Here is an 18,236-nt window from a genome sequence, read left to right on the forward strand (position 1 = left end):
TGTGCAGAACTGGCTCCATCGCATGCGCCGCTGGGCGCTGCCGGCCCTGGCCGCGCTGGTCGTGGCGGGCTGCGCCCGTACCGAACCGGGCACCACCACCGTGCGCTTCTGGGCGATGGGGCGCGAAGCGGAAGTGGTCAGCGAGCTGATCCACGAATTCGAGGCCGAGAATCCCGGCATCAAGGTGGATGTGCAGAACATCCCATGGACCGCGGCGCACGAGAAGCTGCTCACCGCGTTCGCCGCCGATGGCCTGCCCGATGTCTGCCAGCTGGGCAACACCTGGGTTCCCGAATTCGCCGAGCTCGATGCGCTGACGCCACTGCAACCGTTCGTGCAGCGCTCGGCGGTGGTCGACCCGAAGGATTACTTCCAGGGCATCTGGGACACCAACGTGATCCATGGCGAGCTGGTGGGCGTGCCGTGGTACGTCGATACCCGCCTGATCTATTACCGCAAGGACCTGCTGGCCAAGGCCGGTTACGACCACCCGCCACGGACCTGGCAGGAGTGGAACGAACAGATGGCGGCGATCAAGCGGATGCAGGGGCCGAACCGCTATGCCGTGCTGATGCCGATCAACGAGTTCGAGCAGCAGCTGTCGCTGGCGCTGCAGCAACCCGATCCGCTGCTGCGCGACGACGATACCCGTGGCAACTTCTCCAGCCCGGGCTTCCGCCGCACGCTGGCCTTCTACGCCAACATGTTCGAGAAGGGCTGGGCGCCGAAGATGTCCGAGACGCAGATCTCCAATGTCTGGGATGAATTCTTCCGCGGCTTCAACGTGTTCTACATCTCCGGCCCCTGGAACATCCGCGAGTTCAAGAAGCTGCAGCCGAAGGCGCTGGAGGGGCAGTGGGGCACCGCGGCGTTGCCGGGCCCGGATGGCCCCGGTGCGGGCATCGCCGGCGGTACCAGCCTGGTGATCTTCCGCAAATCGCAGCAGAAGCAAGCCTCCTGGAAGCTGATCGAGTTCCTGTCGCGCCCGGAAATCCAGGCCCGTTTCCATTCGATCATCGGTGATCTGCCGCCGCGTCGCAGTGCCTGGGATGCACCGTCCCTGGCCGGTGATCCGCTGGCGGCGGCGTTCCGCGACCAGCTGGAGCGGGTCAGGCCGACGCCGAAGGTGCTTGAGTGGGAGCGCATCGTGCAGGAAATGCGCATCGTCACCGAAAAGGTGGTGCGCGGCGGGATGCCTCAGGACGACGCCGTGGCCGAGCTGGACCAGCGCGTGGACAAGGTGCTGGCCAAGCGTCGCTGGATGCATGAACAACAACGCCTGCAGGAGCGCGCGCCTTCGCCGACGCGTTCAAGCAGCACCCTGGCCGATGGGAGCGCGCAATGAAACGAACTTCGCTGGCCGGATGGATCTTCGCAGGCCCATCGCTGATCGTGCTGGGGGTGTTCTTCGGCCTGCCGGTCGCCTCGGCGCTGGCGCTCAGTGTCACCGACTTCGACCTGTACGCATTGGCCGACAGCAGCAACCTGCGTTTCGTCGGCCTCGGCAACTACATCGACCTGCTGCAGACGCCGATGTTCTGGAAGTCGCTGTGGAACACCAGCTACTTCGTGCTGATCGGTGTGCCGCTGTCGATCGGTGTGTCACTGGGCGCGGCGATGCTGCTGAACGCGCCTGCCGCGCGTTTCAAGGCGCTGTTCCGCACCGCGCTGTTCGCGCCGGTGGTGACCACGCTGGTGGCGGTGGCGGTGATCTGGCGCTACCTGTTCCATACCAGCTACGGCCTGGTCAACTACGGCCTGGGCCATCTGGGCATCAGCCCGATCGACTGGCTGGGCGATCCGAACTGGGCGATGCCCACCATCATGCTGTTCGCGGTGTGGAAGAACTTCGGCTACAACATGGTGATCTTCCTGGCCGGCCTGCAGGCGATCCCGCATGATCTGTACGAGGCGGCGCGGATCGACGGTGCCTCGCGCTGGAAGCAGTTCCTGCACATCACCCTGCCCATGCTCGGCCCGGTGCTGCTCGTGGTCGGAGTGATCACCGTCTCCGGCTACTTCCAGCTGTTCGCCGAGCCTTACGTGATGACGCGTGGCGACCCGCTGCAGAGCACGGTCAGCGTGCTGTATTTCATGTTCGAGGAAGGCTTCAAGTGGTGGAACCTGGGACGCGCCTCCGCGGTGGCATTCCTGCTGTTCCTGATCATCCTGGCGGTGACCACCGTGATGCTGCGCTTTGGCCGCAGGAGGCAGTTGGTATGAGTCGTGAAATCGGCCAGTCGCGCTGGCATCCGTGGTGGATCAACGGCGCGTTGCTGGTGCTGGCCCTGGTCAGCCTGGCGCCGCTGCTGTGGATGGTCTCGGTCTCGTTCATGCCGCAGGGCGAGGCCAGCCATTTCCCGCCTCCGCTGTTGCCCTCGCAGGTGACCACCCACAACTACCACGAGCTGTTCGCGCGTACCGGCATGGGCGGCAATTTCGCCAACAGCCTGCTGGTGTCGCTGGCGATCACGCTGGGCTCGCTGCTGCTCAATACGATGGCCGGCTATGCGTTCGCCAAGCTGAATTTCGTTGGCCGTGAGCGCCTGTTCCAGGTGTTGATGGCGGCGCTGGTCATTCCCGCCCAGGTGGCGATGCTGCCGCTGTTCCTGCTGATGAAGCAGCTGGGGCTGGTCAACAGCTTCGGTGGCGTGATCGTGCCGGCGCTGGCGAGCGTGTTCGGCATCTTCCTGGTGCGGCAGTACGCGCGGTCGATCCCGGACGAACTGCTGGAGGCCGCGCGCATCGACGGGGCAGGGGAGCTGCGCATCTTCTTCCAGATCGTGCTGCCGATGCTCAAGCCGGTGCTGGTGACCCTGGCGATCTTCACCTTCATGGGCGCATGGAACGATTTCATGTGGCCGCTGATCGTGTTGACCGATCAGGAGCACTACACTTTGCCGGTGGCCCTGGCCACCCTCTCGCGCGAACACATCATGGACGTGGAAATGATGATGGCCGGCGCGGTGGTTACCGTGGTTCCGGTGCTGGCACTGTTCCTGGTGCTGCAGCGGTACTACATCCAAGGATTGTTGCTGGGGAGCGTGAAGGGATGAAGGGTGCGATCGCCGTTGGACTGGGCCTGTTGTGGACCTCCCTGGCGATCGCCGCCCCTCCGGCGCTGCCGGCGCCGAAGGTGCTGGACGACTTCGACGATGTCAGTGCCTGGAAGCTGGTGCTGTCCGACCAGGTCAGCGGCTCGCTGCGCCCGGTCAGCGGCGCGGGTGGCGGCCGCGCGCTGTGCCTGGATTACGACTTCCACAACGTATCGGGCTACGTCGGCATCCGTCGCGCGCTGGCGGTCGAGTATCCGGTCAACTACCGCTTCGGCTTCCAGCTGCGCGGTGATTCACCGGCCAATGATCTGCAGTTCAAGCTGATCGACGCCAGCGGTGACAACGTGTGGTGGGTCAACCGCCCCGGTTACAGTTTTCCCAGGTCGTGGACGCCGGTCGAGTACCGGCGTCGGCAGATCGACAAGGCGTGGGGGCCGTCGCCGGAGAAGGAAATGGCGCGCAGCGCCGCAGTCGAGTTCACGATCTACAGCAAGGTCGGCGGACGCGGCACGGTGTGCTTCGACAGACTGACCCTGCAGGGCCTGCCCGCACGGGACGAATCGCCGCTGCGGCCGGAGGTGATTGCCGACACCGCGACGGCGCTGCAGGACCGGATGGTGGACGGCAAGAGCGATACCTTCTGGATCAGCGGTGGGGTGAAGCAGCAGACCATCAGCCTGGACCTGCACAAGAGCCGCGAGATCGGCGGCGCGGTGATCGACTGGCTGCCGGACCTGCAGGCGACCCGCTACACCGTGCGCACGTCCGTGGACGGACGCGACTGGCGCACGGCACGCGAAGTGACCGCCGGTGGCGGTGGCCGTGACTGGCTGGCGCTGCCGGATACCGATGCGCGCTATGTGCGCTTCGACCTGCAGGGAGGTCCGAACTGGCGCTATGGCATCCGTGACATCACGCTCAAGCCACTGGACTTCGCAGCCACGCCCAATGCATTCCTGTCGTCGGTTGCCGCTGATCTCCCACGCGGTGCGGTACCGCGCGCGTTCGTGGGCGAACAGCCGTACTGGACCCTGCTGGGTCTGGATGGCGGCCAGCAACAGGCGCTGATCAGCGAAGACGGTGCGCTGGAGCCTGCCAAGGCCAGCTTCAGCATCGAGCCGTTCGTCCGCCTGGATGGCAAGCTGATCGCCTGGAGCGATGTGGCCATCACCCAGTCGCTGCAGGATCGCTACCTGCCCATCGCCAATGTCGACTGGGTGCATGAGAAGGTGGGGCTGGCGGTCACCGGATTCGTGCAGGGCACGCCCGAGCGTGCGCAGCTGATCGGTCGCTACCGCCTGAGCAATCCGGACAAGGTGGCCCACGAGTACACGCTGGCGTTGGCCATCCGCCCCTGGCAGGTCAATCCGCCAACCCAGTTCCTCAACACCACCGGCGGCTTCAGCCGCATCGACAGCCTCGACGTCGGCGAGCAGCTGGTCCGCATCAATGGCGAGCCACGCATCTACCCGCTGCAGGTACCTGATGCGCGTTTTGCCACCTCTTTCGATGGCAAGCTCGATGCCATGCACCTCGCCTCGGGCAAGCTGCCGGCGACGACCACGGTGAAGGACAGCACCGGCATGGCGTCGGGCGCGCTGCTGTACACGATCACCCTGGAACCCGGGCAAAGCCGCGAAGTGGCGGTGGTGCTGCCGCAGACCGGTGGCTGGGCGCCGCAGGCCGTGGACGTGGCAAAGGCGCAGCAGCAGGTTGCCGACATGTGGCGTGCCAAGCTCGGCGTGGTATCGCTGCAGGTTCCGAAGGCGGGCCAGCCGATGGTCGACACGCTGCGCACCGCGGTAGCGCACATGCTGATCTCGCGCGTCGGGCCAAGCCTGCAGCCGGGCACGCGCTCGTATGCGCGCAGCTGGATCCGCGACGGCGCGATGATCTCCGAAGGGTTGCTGCGCATGGGCCGCAGCGACGCGGTGCGTGACTACCTCAACTGGTATGCGCCGTTCCAGTTCGAGAATGGCAAGGTGCCGTGCTGCGTCGACGCACGTGGCAGCGACCCGGTGCCGGAGAACGACAGCCATGGTGAGTTGATCTACAACATCGCCGAGTATGGCCGCTACACCGGCGACAGCACGTTCATGGAACTGATGTGGCCGCATGTGCAGGGGGCCTATCAGTACATGGAGCAGCTGCGTGCCAGCGAGCGCACCGAGGAGAACCGTGCACGCAACCCGGCCTTCTACGGGATGATGCCGGCCTCGATCAGCCACGAAGGTTACTCGGCCAAGCCGATGCATTCGTACTGGGACAACTTCTGGGCGCTGCGTGGCTACAAGGACGCTGCGCTGCTGGCGACGCAACTGGGCAAGGTGGAGGCGATGCAGATCGCCGAGTCACGCGATCAGTTCCGCGACGACCTGCAGGCATCGCTGCTGTCGGCCATGCAGCAGCACAACATCGATTACCTGCCGGGCTCGGCCGAGCTGGGCGATTTCGATGCGACATCGACGACCATCGCGCTGGCGCCCGGGGGTGAGCAGGGCCGGCTGCCGCAGCAGGCCCTGGAAGCAACCTTCGAGCGTTACTGGAAGGAATTCGTCGCGCGTCGCGATGGCAAGCGCGAATGGAAGGACTACACGCCGTATGAGTGGCGCAACGTCGCCGCCTTCGTGCGCCTGGGCTGGCGCGACCGCGCCTGGCAGGCGACCGAGTTCTTCTTCAAGGACCGTGCCCCGCAGGCATGGAACCAATGGGCGGAAGTGGTCTCGCGGACACCGCGCAAGCCGTTCTTCGTCGGCGACCTGCCGCATGCATGGGTCGCGTCGGATTTCGTGCGCTCGGCGCTGGACATGTTCGCCTACAACCGCGACATGGATGAGTCACTGGTGCTGGCCGGCGGCGTTCCAACGGCCTGGCTGCAGGGTGAGGGCATCGCGGTGCAGGGCCTGCGTACGCCGCAGGGGCAGTTGAACTACCGGTTGCGGCGCAGTGACAAGCTGCTGGTGCTGGAGGTGCAGCCCGGCCTGGTGCCACCGGCTGGAGGCGTCGTGCTTCCGTGGCCCTATGCGGGCGAACCGGGTGACGCCACCATCAATGGCGCGCCGGGTGAATGGATCGACCGCGAACTGCATGTGCACGAACTGCCGGCCCGCGTCGAGATCGAAGTGCCGGCGGCAGTGCGTCGCTCCGAGCGCAAGGGACAGTAAGCATGGGTAGGAAGGCATGGCGTGCGCGCGCGGCAGCGTGCGCACTGGGCATGGCGATCGCGCTGGCGCTGCCTGCCGCGGCGGTGGCGGACGTGCCACGGGCGGACGATGTGGACGCAGCCGCCCGCGCGCCTGGCATGGGCATGGTCACCTTCAACCTGCACCACGACCGCGAGGACTGGCCCAGCCGGCGTCGTACCATCCTGGCAGAACTCAAGCGCCTGCAACCTGATGCGATCGCGCTGCAGGAAGTGATCCAGCGGCGCAACGTGCGCAACCAGGCGCAATGGCTCGCCAGCCAGCTGGGCTACCGATACGTGTTCGTGTCCACCGATCCGGTCGGCGCGCCCAAGCGCTACGGCAACGCACTGTTGACGCGACAGCCGATCCTCGCCCAGGGCGAGCACCTGCTGCTGCCGCTGGACGACTACCGCACCGTGGCGCACCTGCGCATCGAGGTGGAGGGCCGGCCAGTCAACCTCTATGCAACCCATCTCAATGAGCGCAGCGATGAAAGCGGCAAGCGCATCCGGCGGACGCAGGTGGAAGATCTGCTGCGCTTCATCGCCGCAACGTCGGATGGCGCGCCGGTGGTGATCGCAGGCGACTTCAACGCACTGGTCGATGCGGGTGACCTGAGCGAGCTGCGCAGCCACTATGGCGACAGCTATGGCAGCGTGCATGTGAACACCGACCTGGCGGCTGTCAGCACCCTCAACCGGCATTACTACCCGGCGCCCTCGCGGATCGATCACATCTTCTTCCAGCAGGATCAGCTGGTTGCACGGGAGGCCAGGCTTCTGTTCGACCAGCCGGATGACAGCGGGCGCTGGGCTTCGGATCATTACGGCGTCTGGACGCGATTGCAGTTCGCGCCGAAACCCTGAACAACGACCCAGCGGCCTATCCCCGGTCGGCACGATACAGCCCGATGCACAAACAGAAACGGCGGGGATCATCGATCCCCGCCGTTCTGCTGTCACCCGATCAACGAGCGGTCAGTTGGCCGGCGGCGTGCGCTTGGCGGCCTCGTCGTCCTCTTCGTCAGCCTTGGCTTCGGCCGCCTGGGCGGCAGCATCGGCATGGCCATCCGCGACCGGGTCGAGGGTCGGCGTCACGACGGCATCGGCGACCGGTGCAGGGGCCTCCACCGACGGGGCTTCCACGGCCACCGGTGCGACCGGGGCTTCGGCAACCACAACAGGTTCGACGACCGGCTTCACTTGAACCACCGGGGCCGCCTCAACAGCCACCGGTGCGGTCTCAGGCACGGGCGCTGCCTCAACAGCCGCCGGCTTCGATTCCACGACGGGTGCAGGCTCGACCACGACCGGCTTCACGTCCACCACAGGGGCCGCTTCGGCCACTACCGGCGTTGCTTCGATCACCGGTGCGGCGTCCGCCGACGGGGTTGCCGCCGCCACGGGCTGTGCGGGTGTCGCGGCGTCGATGGCGTCGAGCATGCTGGTCTGCACCGGCGAGGGCGCCGGTTCTGCCTTGGCAGCGGTCTCGACCGGTGCCGGAGGCGCGGCGGTCACCGGCGCGGCGGCTTCAACCACGGCGCTGCTGACCACGGCGGCCGGTGCGGCGGCGACAGCGGCCGCAACGCGGGCCGGCTTCTCGCCTTCGACGATGGACGGCTCGACGTCATCATCGAAGTCGAACTCCGGCTGCGAGCGGGCGGGCTGCGTGGCTGCAACCGGTGCTGACCCGGCAGCGTGGTCGACACGCGGCTCGGCGCTGTCGGTGCTGTCGGCGTCATCGCCTTCGTCACCGTCATCCTGGTCTTCGCCCAGCGGATCGGTGCCGGCCGCATTCTCGGCGCCACCACGGCGGCGGCGGCGGCCACCACGACGACCGCGACGACGGCGGGTCGCGCCTTCGCCGGCCTGCTCGCCCGTGGTGTCGGCAGGTGCCTCTTCGCCCGTCACGGCAGTGGCGTCACCTTCAACGGCGGTGACAGGCGCGACTTCGGCCGGCGCCGCGGTTTCGACCGGCGGCTGTGCGACCACCGCCGCGACCGGCGCCGTAGCCTCCCGCGCGGTCACCGCAGCAGCGGTGATGGCACTGGCCGCCACCGCAGCGGACGCCGTCGCCGTGTCGGTCTGGGCTTCTGCGGCACCACGCTGCGGCTTCTCGGCCGGCTTGTCGCCGTCCTGCTGCGGACGCGGCTGCTTCGGCTGCTTGAGCTTCGGCTGCTGCTGCGGGTTCTGGCCCTGCTGCTCGTTGCGCGGCTTGTTCTGCTGCTGCGGCTGCTGGCCGTCCTTCTGCTTGCCCTGCGGCTGGCCGTTGCCGTTCGGGTTGCCATTGCCGCCCTGACGACCGTCCTTGCGCTGTTCGCCGCGATCCTTGCGGTTGCCGCCCTCCTTCTGCTGCTGCGCATTGCCGTTGCCGCGATTGTCGTCGCGACGGTCCTTGCGGTCCTTGTTGCGATCCTTGTTGCGCTCCCTGCGGCCACCGTCCTGCTGCGGCTGGCGGGCGGCCGGCGGCGCCGGGGCGGGTGCCGGCTCACCACCGAACACGCGCTTGATCCAACCGATCACGCCACCGCCGGTCGACGGGGCGGCGGGCGCAGCCACCACCGGCGCGGGTGCCGCTGCAGCCGGCTCCAGTTCCTCACGCACCGGGGCGGGGGAGGTGTGCTTGACCTGGGTCACCACCGGCGGCGGGATGTTCAGCTGGCCCTTGGTGAGGGCGTGCACAGGCAGCTTGCGCGGAGTGCCACGCTGGTAGCTCGGACGGCTGCTTTCCTCGCCCAGTTCGTTCTCACGCAGGCGGGTGACCGTGTAGTGCGGGGTATGCAGCTGCTCGTCGGCGACGATCACGATCGGCGCTTCATGGCGCTGTTCGATTTCGCGCAGCGCGCTGCGCTTCTCGTTCAGCAGGTAATTGGCGATCTCCACCGGCGCCTGCACCAGCACCTGCCCGGTGTTCTCCTTCATCGCGTGCTCTTCGGCCACGCGGATGATCGACAGCGACAGCGACTCGACGCTGCGCATGCGGCCGTGGCCATCACAGCGCGGGCAGACGATCTGGCTCGATTCGCCCAGGCTCGGGCGCAGGCGCTGGCGGCTCATTTCCAGCAGGCCGAAGCGCGAGATGCGGCCGACCTGCACGCGTGCGCGGTCGTACTTCAGCGCGTTGGCCAGGCGGTTCTCGACCTCGCGCTGATGCTTGTTGGAGGACATGTCGATGAAGTCGATCACCACCAGGCCGCCCAGATCGCGCAGGCGCAGCTGGCGGGCCACTTCCTCGGCCGCTTCCAGATTGGTCTGGAAGGCGGTGTCCTCGATGTCGCTGCCCTTGGTCGCGCGCGAGGAGTTCACGTCGACGGCGGTCAGTGCTTCGGTCTGGTCGACCACGATCGAGCCGCCCGACGGCAGGCGCACGTTGCGCTCGTAGGCGCCTTCGATCTGCGATTCGATCTGGAAGCGGTTGAACAGCGGGATGTCGTCCTTGTAATGCTTGAGCTTGCGCAGGGTCTGCGGCATCACCTGCTGCATGAACTCCCTGGCGTGCTCGTACATCTCCTCGGTGTCCACCAGGATCTCGCCGATGTCGGCGCGCAGGTAGTCACGCAGGGCGCGCACGATCAGGCGCGATTCCTGGTAGATCAGGAACGGGGCCGGCTTGCTCAGCGCCGCCTCGGCGATCGCCCGCCAGACGCTGAGCAGGTAGTCCAGATCCCACTGCAGCTCTTCCGCATCGCGGCCGACGCCGGCGGTACGGATGATCACGCCCATGTCGTCGGGAATGTTCAGCTTGTCCAGTGCGTCCTTCAGGGCAGCCCGGTCTTCGCCCTCGATGCGGCGGGAGACGCCGCCGGCACTTGGCGAGTTCGGCATCAGCACCATGTAGCGGCCGGCCAGGGAGATGAACGTGGTCAGGGCGGCGCCCTTGTTGCCACGCTCTTCCTTGTCGACCTGGACCACCACTTCCTGGCCTTCCTTGAGCAGCTCGCGGATGCCGGCCTTGTTGTGGTCGACACCGGCCTGGAAGTAGTCGCGGGAGATTTCCTTCAGCGGCAGGAAGCCATGGCGGCCACCGCCATATTCGACGAAGGCGGCTTCCAGCGAGGGCTCGATGCGGAAGATCCGGCCCTTGTAGATGTTGGACTTCTTCTGTTCCTTCGACGGCTGCTCGATGTCGATGTCATACAACGACTGGCCATCCACGATGGCAACACGCAGCTCTTCAGCCTGCGTGGCGTTGATCAGCATTCGCTTCATTGTTGCGTTCCTCGCAAGCGGCTACCGCGCGGAACGCCATGGGGTTTCGCCTCTGGATACGGCTCGCCCCCCATTCGCGCAAGCGCGGGGAGGGGGGCTTGGGTTTCCAGCGCTACGACACCACGGCAGGCCGCGGGAGCGCTTCACTCATATGGTTTTTGGGGTGTTGCAGGGCCGCAGGCAGCTGTCAGCCAGGCTGGAGCGCCACGCGGGACATGTTCAGCACGGTTGCGTGTCAGGCATCCGGCGATGGCCGGGAAGGCCGGTGAGCCGCTAACATGGCCGCCCCGCGGGCGGTGGTCGCGCACTGTGCCGGATTCGTCGGAAGCTGGGCTTCTGGCCCTGAGTAACTTCCAACGAAATCAATCCCTTATCTCGCCCCCCGAGTGTAACAGAATAAACAGCCTGATGACCGCCCAAGACCCCACCAAGCCAGCTGGCGACAAGCCATCCGTGCGCATGATCACCGTTCCCGCCGACCGCGCCGGCCAGCGCCTGGATAATTTCCTGCTCGGCCAGCTGAAAGGGGCCCCGCGCAGCCTGGTCTACAAGCTGGTGCGCAGCGGGCAGGTGCGGGTCAATGGCGGCCGCGCCAAGGCCGAGCGCAAGCTGGAGGCGGGCGACGAGGTGCGGGTGCCGCCGGTTCGTCTCACCGAGGAGGGAGACAAGGCTGGCCCTCCCGAGTCGTTCATGCGTCGTCTGGAACAGGCCATCGTCTTCGAGGACGCACGGCTGCTGGCGCTGAACAAACCCTCGGGCGTGGCCAGTCATGGCGGCAGCGGGATCAGCTTCGGCGCCATCGAGACCCTGCGCGCCCTGCGCCCGGGCCAGACGCTGGAACTGGTGCACCGTCTCGACCGCGATACGTCGGGCCTGCTGGTGGTGGCCAAGAAGCGCTCGGCGCTGAGCGAGCTGCAGGCGCTGCTGCGTGAAGACCATGGCGCCGGCATCCGCAAGCGTTACCTGACCCTGCTGACCGGACGCATGCCCGACGGGGTGATGACGGTGGACGCGCCGCTGCACGTGGGCCTGCGCCAGGGCGGTGAGCGACATGTCCAGGTCAATGCGATCGGCAAGGAATCGATCAGTCATTTCCGCGTGCTGGAGCGGCGTGGGGGCCATTCCTATTGCGAGGTGCGCATCGAGACCGGCCGGACCCATCAGATCCGGGTGCACGCCCAGCATCTGGGGCATCCGGTGGCCGGTGACGACAAGTACGGCGATCCTGCGGTGAACAAGCGGCTTCGTGAGCAGATCGGCCTGAAGCGGTTGTTCCTGCACGCGGCCTCGCTGGAGTTCGCGCTGGACGACGGCAAGACCCCCTACGTGCTGAACGCTCCGCTGGCGGATGAGTTGGTCGAGGCGCTGGACCGCCTGCGCTGACGGCGGTTCGGCGGCGCCGGGCGCTTGGTCGGCACCGTCGCTTCCCTGCGATGAGTGGGCTTGTCACTTTCTTTGCTCGTGCAAAGAAAGTAGCCAAAGAAACACGCCGCCATCCGCGCCGGCGCTGCGCGCCGGTGCCCTGCGCTCCTCGGCTCGCTACAAGGCGGACCTGACAGCCGCAGCGTAGACCCATACCCGCACGCAGCCCTTGTAGAGTCGAGCCACGCTCGACTGACGCGCGCAGCGCGGGCTTCGCTTTTTCATTCTTTCATCGCGCGGCTGGCACGCGCCTATAGCCTGTCAGAGCCCGGCCCAACCCCGGGATCTCGCTCCGCCAGCCGCGAGGGGGCTCAGCCCGTTGGCCGCAACCCTCTCACCACTTGAACAGCACCAGGCTGATCGCCAGCGTTCCCATGCCTGCAACCAGGCCGTACACCGTTTCGTGACCCTTGGCGTAGCGCTTGGCCGCCGGCAGCAGTTCATCCAGGGCCAGGAACACCATCACGCCGGCGATCAGGCCGAACACCCAGCCGAACGTGGCGTGCGACAGCGATCCGGACAGCAGCCAGTAGCCCAGCATGGCCCCCACCGGCTCGGCCAGGCCCGACAGCAGGCTGGCGCCGAACGCATAGAACTTGTTCTGGGTGGCGAAGTACACCGGCACCGCGATTGCGATGCCCTCGGGAATGTTGTGGATGGCGATGGCGAAGGCCAGCGGCATGCCCACCGACGGGCTTTCCAGCGTAGCGAAGAAGGTCGCCAGCCCTTCCGGGAAATTGTGTGCGGTGATCGCCACCGAGGTCAGCAGCGCGACCCGCTTCAGGTACTCGCGGCTGTTCTCGCGGAACGCAGGGTCCTGCTTGTCCAGGCTGTCGTGCGGATTGGGAATGAAGTGATCGATCAGCACGATCACGATCACACCGGCCAGGAACGCCAGCGTGCCGTAGGTGAAGCCGGTGCGCTCGCCATAGGCCAGGGCGAACGACGCAATGGACTTGTTGAGGATCTCCGACAGCGATACGTAGACCATCGCGCCGCCGGCGAAGGCCAGGCCGAACGCCAGCAGTCGCGGGTTGGGGCGGCGCGAGAACAGCACCAGCAGGCTGCCGATGGCGGTCGCGAGGCCGGCCGCGAGGGTGACCGCCAGCGCGATCCAGATGTTTTCGGGGGGGATCTGCAGCATGTACCGACGCGGTCCTGGTCAACAGACAACCGCCCCGGGCACTGCCGGGGCGGCAAGGGCGAGGCGGGCGTCGGCTGGCCTCGTCATGGTGTGCGGTCAGCCGCCGCGGCGCAGGCGCTCTTCCACCGCGAAACACTGGTCCGGCTTTGGCTGCGGCGGGTTGAAGCTGACCGGCACCTGGATGGTGGCGGGCACGGCCTGGCCGTTGCGGGTGGCGGCCTTGAACTGCCAGCCCTGCACGGCATTCCTGGCCAGCTCATCCAGCTGCGGGTTGCCCGCGCCGCTCAGCAGGGTCACTTCGCTGGGCTTGCCGTCGGTGCCGATGGTCACCTTGAAGGTGCTGGTGCCGCCCGTACCGGTACAGGCCAGCTCGAGCGGGTACTGCGGCGGCGGCGTCTTCACCGCAGCCACCTCGGTCGGCGGCGGCACGGGCGGCGACGGCTCGGAGGCGCCACAGCCGGCGAGGCCGGTCACGGCGATCAGGGACAGGCTCAGCACTCGCACATTCATGGCAGTTGCTCCGTGAGGGCCGATGTCTTGGCCGCGCAGATGAAGTCGTTCTCGCTCAGGCCGCCGACGTCGTGGGTCGAATAGCGCACCACGGCGCGGTCGTAGTGCACGCCCAGGTCCGGGTGGTGATCCTCGTGGTGGGCGATCCAGGCCAGTGCATTCACAAAGGCCATGGTGGCGTAGTAGTCCTTGAAGCGGAAGGTGCGCAGCAGCGCCTGGCCGCCCTCGGCCAGTTCCCAGCCGGGAATCTGCGGCAGCAGCTCGGCCAGCCGGGCCTCGCCCAGCTTGTGGTCGCTGCCTTTGCGCGGTACGCAACGGGCCTGGGCCAGTGGAATCAGGTCGGCCATGGGAATCTCCACCTCGTGTTGACTGAACAATGCGCCGGACGGTGTATAAACCGAATGAGCGGTTGACACTTACTTGGCTAGAATAGCCTGATGATCCAGATCTCCGACACTGCCCAGACCCATTTCCGCAAGCTGATCGAACGCGAGGGCGCGCCCGGCATGGGCGTACGCCTGAGCGCGGTCGATCCCGGCACTCCGCGTGCCGATGCGCGGCTGGAATTCGCCGAACCCTCGGACCTGCACGGCGACGAGTGGGCCGTGGACTGCGACGGGTTCACCCTGTATGTCGACGCCGGCAGCGTCGGCTGGCTCGATGGCGCGGAGATCGACATCGTGGCTGGCGCGGCAGGTGCCCAGCAGTTGACCATCAAGGCGCCGCGCATCAAGGGCGAAGCGCCCGGGGAGGCCGCTTCGCTGGTCGAGCGTGTGCACTGGGTGGTGGAAAATGAAATCAATCCACAGCTCGCCTCCCATGGCGGCAAGGTCGCAGTGCAGGAAGTCTCGGCCGAGGGCGTGGTGCTGCTGCGTTTCGGTGGTGGCTGCCAGGGCTGTGGCATGGCCGATGTGACCCTCAAGCAGGGCATCGAAAAGACCTTGATGGGCCGGGTGCCCGGCGTGACCGCAGTGCGCGACGCGACCGACCACGACAGCGGCCACGCACCGTACATCCCGCGCGGCAACGCCGCCTGATCGCCGACGCGTGCCGCTGCCCAGAGCCGAGCAACTCATCGACCTGCTGCTGGCGCGCCAGCAGCAACCGATCATCCTGGAGAAGAACACGCGCCTGCCTTATGGCTGGGCGCTGTGGCTGCGCTCGCTGAGCCCGTTGCCACGCCCGTTCCATGCCCGCGAGGTGATCGCGGTGCTGCTGCCCAGGCCTCTGCCGGGACGCCCCGGGACGCTGCCGGCGCTGCCCCGCTGGCAGGCGCTGCGGCGCCTGTTGTGGCAGGACTGGGAGCCGGCGCCGCGTGACCAGCGCTGGATGCGCTGGACGTCGGCCGTCGCCAGTGCATTGCTGCACCTGCTGTTCTTCCTGCTGCTGCTGTGGGTGGCGGTGATCCGCACCTCGGTGCCCGCCGAGCAGGGATCCGACGGTGAGCGCGTGCAGATCGAGTTTGTCGGCCGCGCCAGCCAGGAGGGCGGAGGCGACCAGCCCGGCGCCGAATCGGCTGCAGCAGCTGCAGCCGGCCGCACGGCTGCAGGAGACGCGGCAGGATCGGCAACTGCGCCGCAGCCGCGACCGGTCGCGGCGCGCCCGCAGCCATCCCCTGCTGCGGCCCCCGCTGCCGCCAGTACGCCTCCGCAAGCCATGCCGACCGAGCCGGCCCCACCGGCCACGCCGCCGCCTTCGCCGGTCCAGGCGACCGACGTGGCGCAGGCCACGACCGATTTCGTGGTGCCGCCGGTCAGCGTGCCGCGCACCGAAGTGAGCATCGTGCCGCGCGACACAACGCCCAGCGTACGCGAGCGCAGCGTGCAGCCGCTGGAGGCGCCGCCCACACCGCAAGCGCTGCGCACACCGGATGTGCAGGTGAGGGTGCCGCAGATCCGCCAGCCGCAGGTGCAGGAACGTGAGGTGGCCATCGTGGAGACACCCGTCGTGGCTCCGGCGGTGCGCGCAGCGGAAGTACCGATCCGCGTTCCGCAGCAGGATGTGCAGGTGCGCGAACGCGAAGTGCAGGCGGTTGTCGATCCGCAGGTGCGGATGGCGCCGATCGCAGGCCGTGAGCCTGCAGTACGGGCGCCCGCGGGCCGCGACGTGCAGGTGCGCGAACGTGAGGTGGCGTCTGCACCGGTCGCTTCGCCTGCGCCTTCCAGTGGCAGTGCCGCAACCTCCGCCCCCGCAGCCCAGGGCAGCGCGGCTGCGGTGAGCAGTCCCGCGGCGCGCCCATCAGCCGCCGCCACGACACCGGCACAGGCCGGTGCCCGCCCGACGCCGACCCCGGGCAACTGGGCTACGCCGGCCCGGGGCGACGACTGGGGGGCCTCGGATCGCACTCGTGATGGCGCCCGCAGCGGCGCCGCGCAGGCGAGCAGCGCGGGCCGGGGCAACGGCCTGTTCAACGCCGACGGCAGCGTGCGTGTACCGGGGCAGGACGGCCCCGGCAATGCGGAGCGTGGCGCTCCCGGGGGGGACAACGACGGCTGGAGCAAGGAACGCATCGCCCAGTCGGGGACATGGCTGAAGCGACCGCCCTACGACTACACGCCCACCTCGTTCGACAAATACTGGGTGCCGCAGGAGTCGCTGCTGGCCGAGTGGGTGCGCAAGGGCGTCAAGGCGATGGAGATTCCGCTTCCCGGCACCAGCACCCGGATTTCCTGCGTCATCTCCATTCTGCAGGCGGGTGGCGGCTGCGGCCTGACCGACCCGAACATGCAGGACCAGCCGGCCGTGGCCCGGCCGCCGCCGGATATCCCGTTCAAGAAGGAACTGCAGGAAGACAATGGGAGCCGCTAGCGGCTCCCATTGTCCACGCATGTTTCCTTATCCCCGCGCCGTTGGCGCGCCCCCTTTGAACAACAAGGGGGCTCTTCGCCGGAACCATTGCGGGCGGCCGGCCTTGGTCGGCGTCGCCCCTTTACTCGCTCTGTGACAGGAACACCCAGAACGGCACGTCGCGGCCGACCCAATCCCGGCTGGCTTCGTCCAGCACGTCGAGCAGGGTGTCGAAATCCTTGGCTGCGCCAGCGCGCAGCGCGTCGACATCCGCCAGGAACAGCGCATAACCGCTGGCCGGCAGCCACTGCAGGTCGCGAAGATTGTCCGACAGGGCATCCCAGTTGCCGCCGAAACCGGCCGGGAAGTCCAGCTGCGCGGACAGCCGCGCCAGCAGGGTGCGCTTGTCGGTCACGCCCTCCAGATCGATGCGGATCACCTTCAGGCCGGCATTGCGCATGGCCGCGGCAAGCGCGCCGATGTCCGCGCTGTCGATGGCATACACGCCGGCGTTGTTGATGTCGTGCAGGCCGAGGCCGAAATCATCGTGGCTCATCGAGCGTCTCCGGGGGATGGAACGGTGAAGCTGCGGAATGAGCCGTAATGGTCATCGGTGTAGTACCACGCCTCTGCTGGATCGCCGCCCGTGACGATGCGGCGTGCCCCCCGGTTGCCCGCACCGGGGGTGTCGACCGTGTACTCGCGGTAGTAGCCACGCGGCCGCTGCGGCAGGCGCTGCTCGCGGTTGCCGAAGGTGCTGCCATCCTGGCGGTGCGGGAAGGGCCCGCCCCGCTGGATCAGGGTGATGGTCTGGCGTGCTTCGGCGGGAAGGAAGGCGGGCAGGCCGCTGCGTGCGCCATCGCCGTGTGCCGGGGTGGGGGCAGTCCGGGTCGGGGCGCCCTGCAGGTCCGGCGCGAACTGCGGTGCCGGCGGCCGCTGCATGACGTGGTTGACGACCAGGCCGAGCAGCAGCAGGGCGATGGCAGTGATCAGCAGCCGGGGGTTGCGCATGGGCACGAACGGGTGAGGGTGGTGCATGCACTGTAGCGCCTGTGCGCTGCACGCTGCATGAGGAACCGCCGCGTCACCGCTGCGTAACAATTGCCGGCATGCTCACCGGCAGGACGCAATTTCCTTTACATCCCCCTTGGTAATCTAGTGGTCTGTCCCCATCATTCACCGCGCTACACCCGACACCGTCGGGTGCCCTCGCAATCAGGAGATGCATCATGGCCTATACCCTGCCCAAGCTGTCCTACGCCTACGACGCGCTGGAGCCGCATATCGACGCGGCGACGATGGAGATCCATCACACCAAGCATCACCAGACCTACATCAACAACGTCAACGCGGCGCTGGAAGGTACCGAGTACGCTGACCTGCCGGTGGAAGAGCTGGTGAAGAAGCTGAAGTCGCTGCCGGAGAACCTGCAGGGCCCGGTGCGCAACAACGGCGGTGGCCATGCCAACCACTCGCTGTTCTGGACGGTGATGGCGCCGAACGCGGGCGGCAACCCGGTGGGCGACGTGGCCAAGGCCATCGACAAGGACCTGGGCGGTTTCGACAAGTTCAAGGACGCCTTCACCAAGGCGGCGCTGACCCGCTTCGGCAGCGGCTGGGCATGGTTGAGCGTCACCCCCGACAAGAAGGTCGTGGTGGAAAGCACCGGCAACCAGGACAGCCCGCTGATGGAAGGCAACACGCCCATCCTCGGTCTGGACGTGTGGGAGCACGCGTACTACCTGAAGTACCAGAACCGTCGTCCGGAATACATCGGCGCGTTCTTCAACGTCATCGACTGGAACGAAGTCGAGCGCCGTTACCAGGACGCGATCGCCTGAAGGCGGTGACGGGATGACATGAGAAGGCCGGGGGAGACCCCGGCCTTTTTGTTTGCCAGCTTCTGGACGTCGGGCGGGACCTG

General features: G+C 67.3%; 15 protein-coding genes. 9 read left to right on the forward strand and 6 right to left on the reverse strand.

Features of this window, described 5'->3' with window-relative positions; translation table 11 throughout:
* Positions 1 to 22 precede the first annotated feature (22 nt).
* From ACVOJ1_RS01370 to ACVOJ1_RS01390, 5 genes are read left to right on the forward strand one after another with little or no spacing between them, the layout of a single operon-like run.
* Complete coding sequence (locus tag ACVOJ1_RS01370) at positions 23 to 1,345, forward strand: sugar ABC transporter substrate-binding protein (RefSeq protein ID WP_481558692.1); 1,323 nt, start codon at positions 23 to 25, stop codon at positions 1,343 to 1,345.
* Positions 1,342 to 2,223, forward strand: a complete 882-nt coding sequence (locus ACVOJ1_RS01375) for a carbohydrate ABC transporter permease (RefSeq protein WP_065175483.1) — start codon at positions 1,342 to 1,344, stop codon at positions 2,221 to 2,223. The genes ACVOJ1_RS01370 and ACVOJ1_RS01375 overlap by 4 nt, the downstream gene beginning before the upstream one ends.
* Complete coding sequence (locus ACVOJ1_RS01380; RefSeq protein ID WP_053516890.1) at positions 2,220 to 3,056, forward strand: carbohydrate ABC transporter permease; 837 nt, start codon at positions 2,220 to 2,222, stop codon at positions 3,054 to 3,056. Before ACVOJ1_RS01375 ends, ACVOJ1_RS01380 begins: the two co-directional genes overlap by 4 nt.
* Complete coding sequence (locus tag ACVOJ1_RS01385) at positions 3,053 to 6,220, forward strand: discoidin domain-containing protein (RefSeq protein WP_346479906.1); 3,168 nt, start codon at positions 3,053 to 3,055, stop codon at positions 6,218 to 6,220. Before ACVOJ1_RS01380 ends, ACVOJ1_RS01385 begins: the two co-directional genes overlap by 4 nt.
* Before the next feature lie 2 nt (positions 6,221 to 6,222).
* A complete protein-coding gene (locus ACVOJ1_RS01390) occupies positions 6,223 to 7,107 on the forward strand; it encodes an endonuclease/exonuclease/phosphatase family protein (protein ID WP_346475864.1) in 885 nt (294 codons plus the stop codon).
* 111 nt (positions 7,108 to 7,218) lie between these two features.
* On the opposite strand, the gene rne is transcribed toward ACVOJ1_RS01390, so the two are convergent.
* Positions 7,219 to 10,449 (reverse strand): ribonuclease E, encoded by a 3,231-nt coding sequence (gene rne, locus ACVOJ1_RS01395; RefSeq protein WP_346479907.1) that lies wholly within the window; start codon positions 10,447 to 10,449, stop codon positions 7,219 to 7,221.
* A gap of 408 nt (positions 10,450 to 10,857) precedes the next feature.
* Between rne and ACVOJ1_RS01400 the strand changes: the two genes are divergently transcribed.
* Complete coding sequence (locus tag ACVOJ1_RS01400; protein WP_253119536.1) at positions 10,858 to 11,832, forward strand: RluA family pseudouridine synthase; 975 nt, start codon at positions 10,858 to 10,860, stop codon at positions 11,830 to 11,832.
* Between the two features lie 373 nt (positions 11,833 to 12,205).
* On the opposite strand, the gene zupT is transcribed toward ACVOJ1_RS01400, so the two are convergent.
* The 3 genes from zupT to ACVOJ1_RS01415 form a co-directional block, all read right to left on the reverse strand.
* Positions 12,206 to 13,015 (reverse strand): zinc transporter ZupT, encoded by an 810-nt coding sequence (gene zupT / locus ACVOJ1_RS01405; protein WP_074899329.1) that lies wholly within the window; start codon positions 13,013 to 13,015, stop codon positions 12,206 to 12,208.
* A 96-nt stretch (positions 13,016 to 13,111) separates the two neighbouring features.
* Positions 13,112 to 13,525 (reverse strand): energy transducer TonB, encoded by a 414-nt coding sequence (locus ACVOJ1_RS01410; RefSeq protein WP_053516898.1) that lies wholly within the window; start codon positions 13,523 to 13,525, stop codon positions 13,112 to 13,114.
* Positions 13,522 to 13,872, reverse strand: coding sequence for a 4a-hydroxytetrahydrobiopterin dehydratase (locus ACVOJ1_RS01415; RefSeq protein WP_053516899.1), 351 nt, complete (start codon positions 13,870 to 13,872; stop codon positions 13,522 to 13,524). The genes ACVOJ1_RS01410 and ACVOJ1_RS01415 overlap by 4 nt, the downstream gene beginning before the upstream one ends.
* A gap of 90 nt (positions 13,873 to 13,962) precedes the next feature.
* Here ACVOJ1_RS01415 and ACVOJ1_RS01420 point away from each other — a divergent pair, with 90 nt between their 5' ends.
* Together ACVOJ1_RS01420 and ACVOJ1_RS01425 are read left to right on the forward strand one after the other, a co-directional pair.
* Positions 13,963 to 14,562 (forward strand): NfuA family Fe-S biogenesis protein, encoded by a 600-nt coding sequence (locus ACVOJ1_RS01420; protein WP_065175480.1) that lies wholly within the window; start codon positions 13,963 to 13,965, stop codon positions 14,560 to 14,562.
* 10 nt (positions 14,563 to 14,572) lie between these two features.
* On the forward strand, positions 14,573 to 16,333 hold the full coding sequence (locus ACVOJ1_RS01425; RefSeq protein WP_065175479.1) for a hypothetical protein: 1,761 nt from the start codon (positions 14,573 to 14,575) through the stop codon (positions 16,331 to 16,333).
* A 121-nt stretch (positions 16,334 to 16,454) separates the two neighbouring features.
* Here the strand turns inward: ACVOJ1_RS01425 and ACVOJ1_RS01430 are convergent, their stop codons facing one another.
* Positions 16,455 to 16,868: a barstar family protein gene (locus tag ACVOJ1_RS01430; RefSeq protein ID WP_346479908.1), complete on the reverse strand. Its 414-nt coding sequence runs from the start codon at positions 16,866 to 16,868 to the stop codon at positions 16,455 to 16,457.
* Positions 16,865 to 17,323 (reverse strand): guanyl-specific ribonuclease, encoded by a 459-nt coding sequence (locus tag ACVOJ1_RS01435; RefSeq protein WP_065175477.1) that lies wholly within the window; start codon positions 17,321 to 17,323, stop codon positions 16,865 to 16,867. The genes ACVOJ1_RS01430 and ACVOJ1_RS01435 overlap by 4 nt, the downstream gene beginning before the upstream one ends.
* Before the next feature lie 218 nt (positions 17,324 to 17,541).
* Between ACVOJ1_RS01435 and ACVOJ1_RS01440 the strand changes: the two genes are divergently transcribed.
* Positions 17,542 to 18,153, forward strand: coding sequence for a superoxide dismutase (locus ACVOJ1_RS01440; protein ID WP_049458515.1), 612 nt, complete (start codon positions 17,542 to 17,544; stop codon positions 18,151 to 18,153).
* Positions 18,154 to 18,236 lie beyond the last annotated feature (83 nt).

The sequence above is a fragment of the Stenotrophomonas sp. STEN225 genome, from assembly GCF_056756445.1.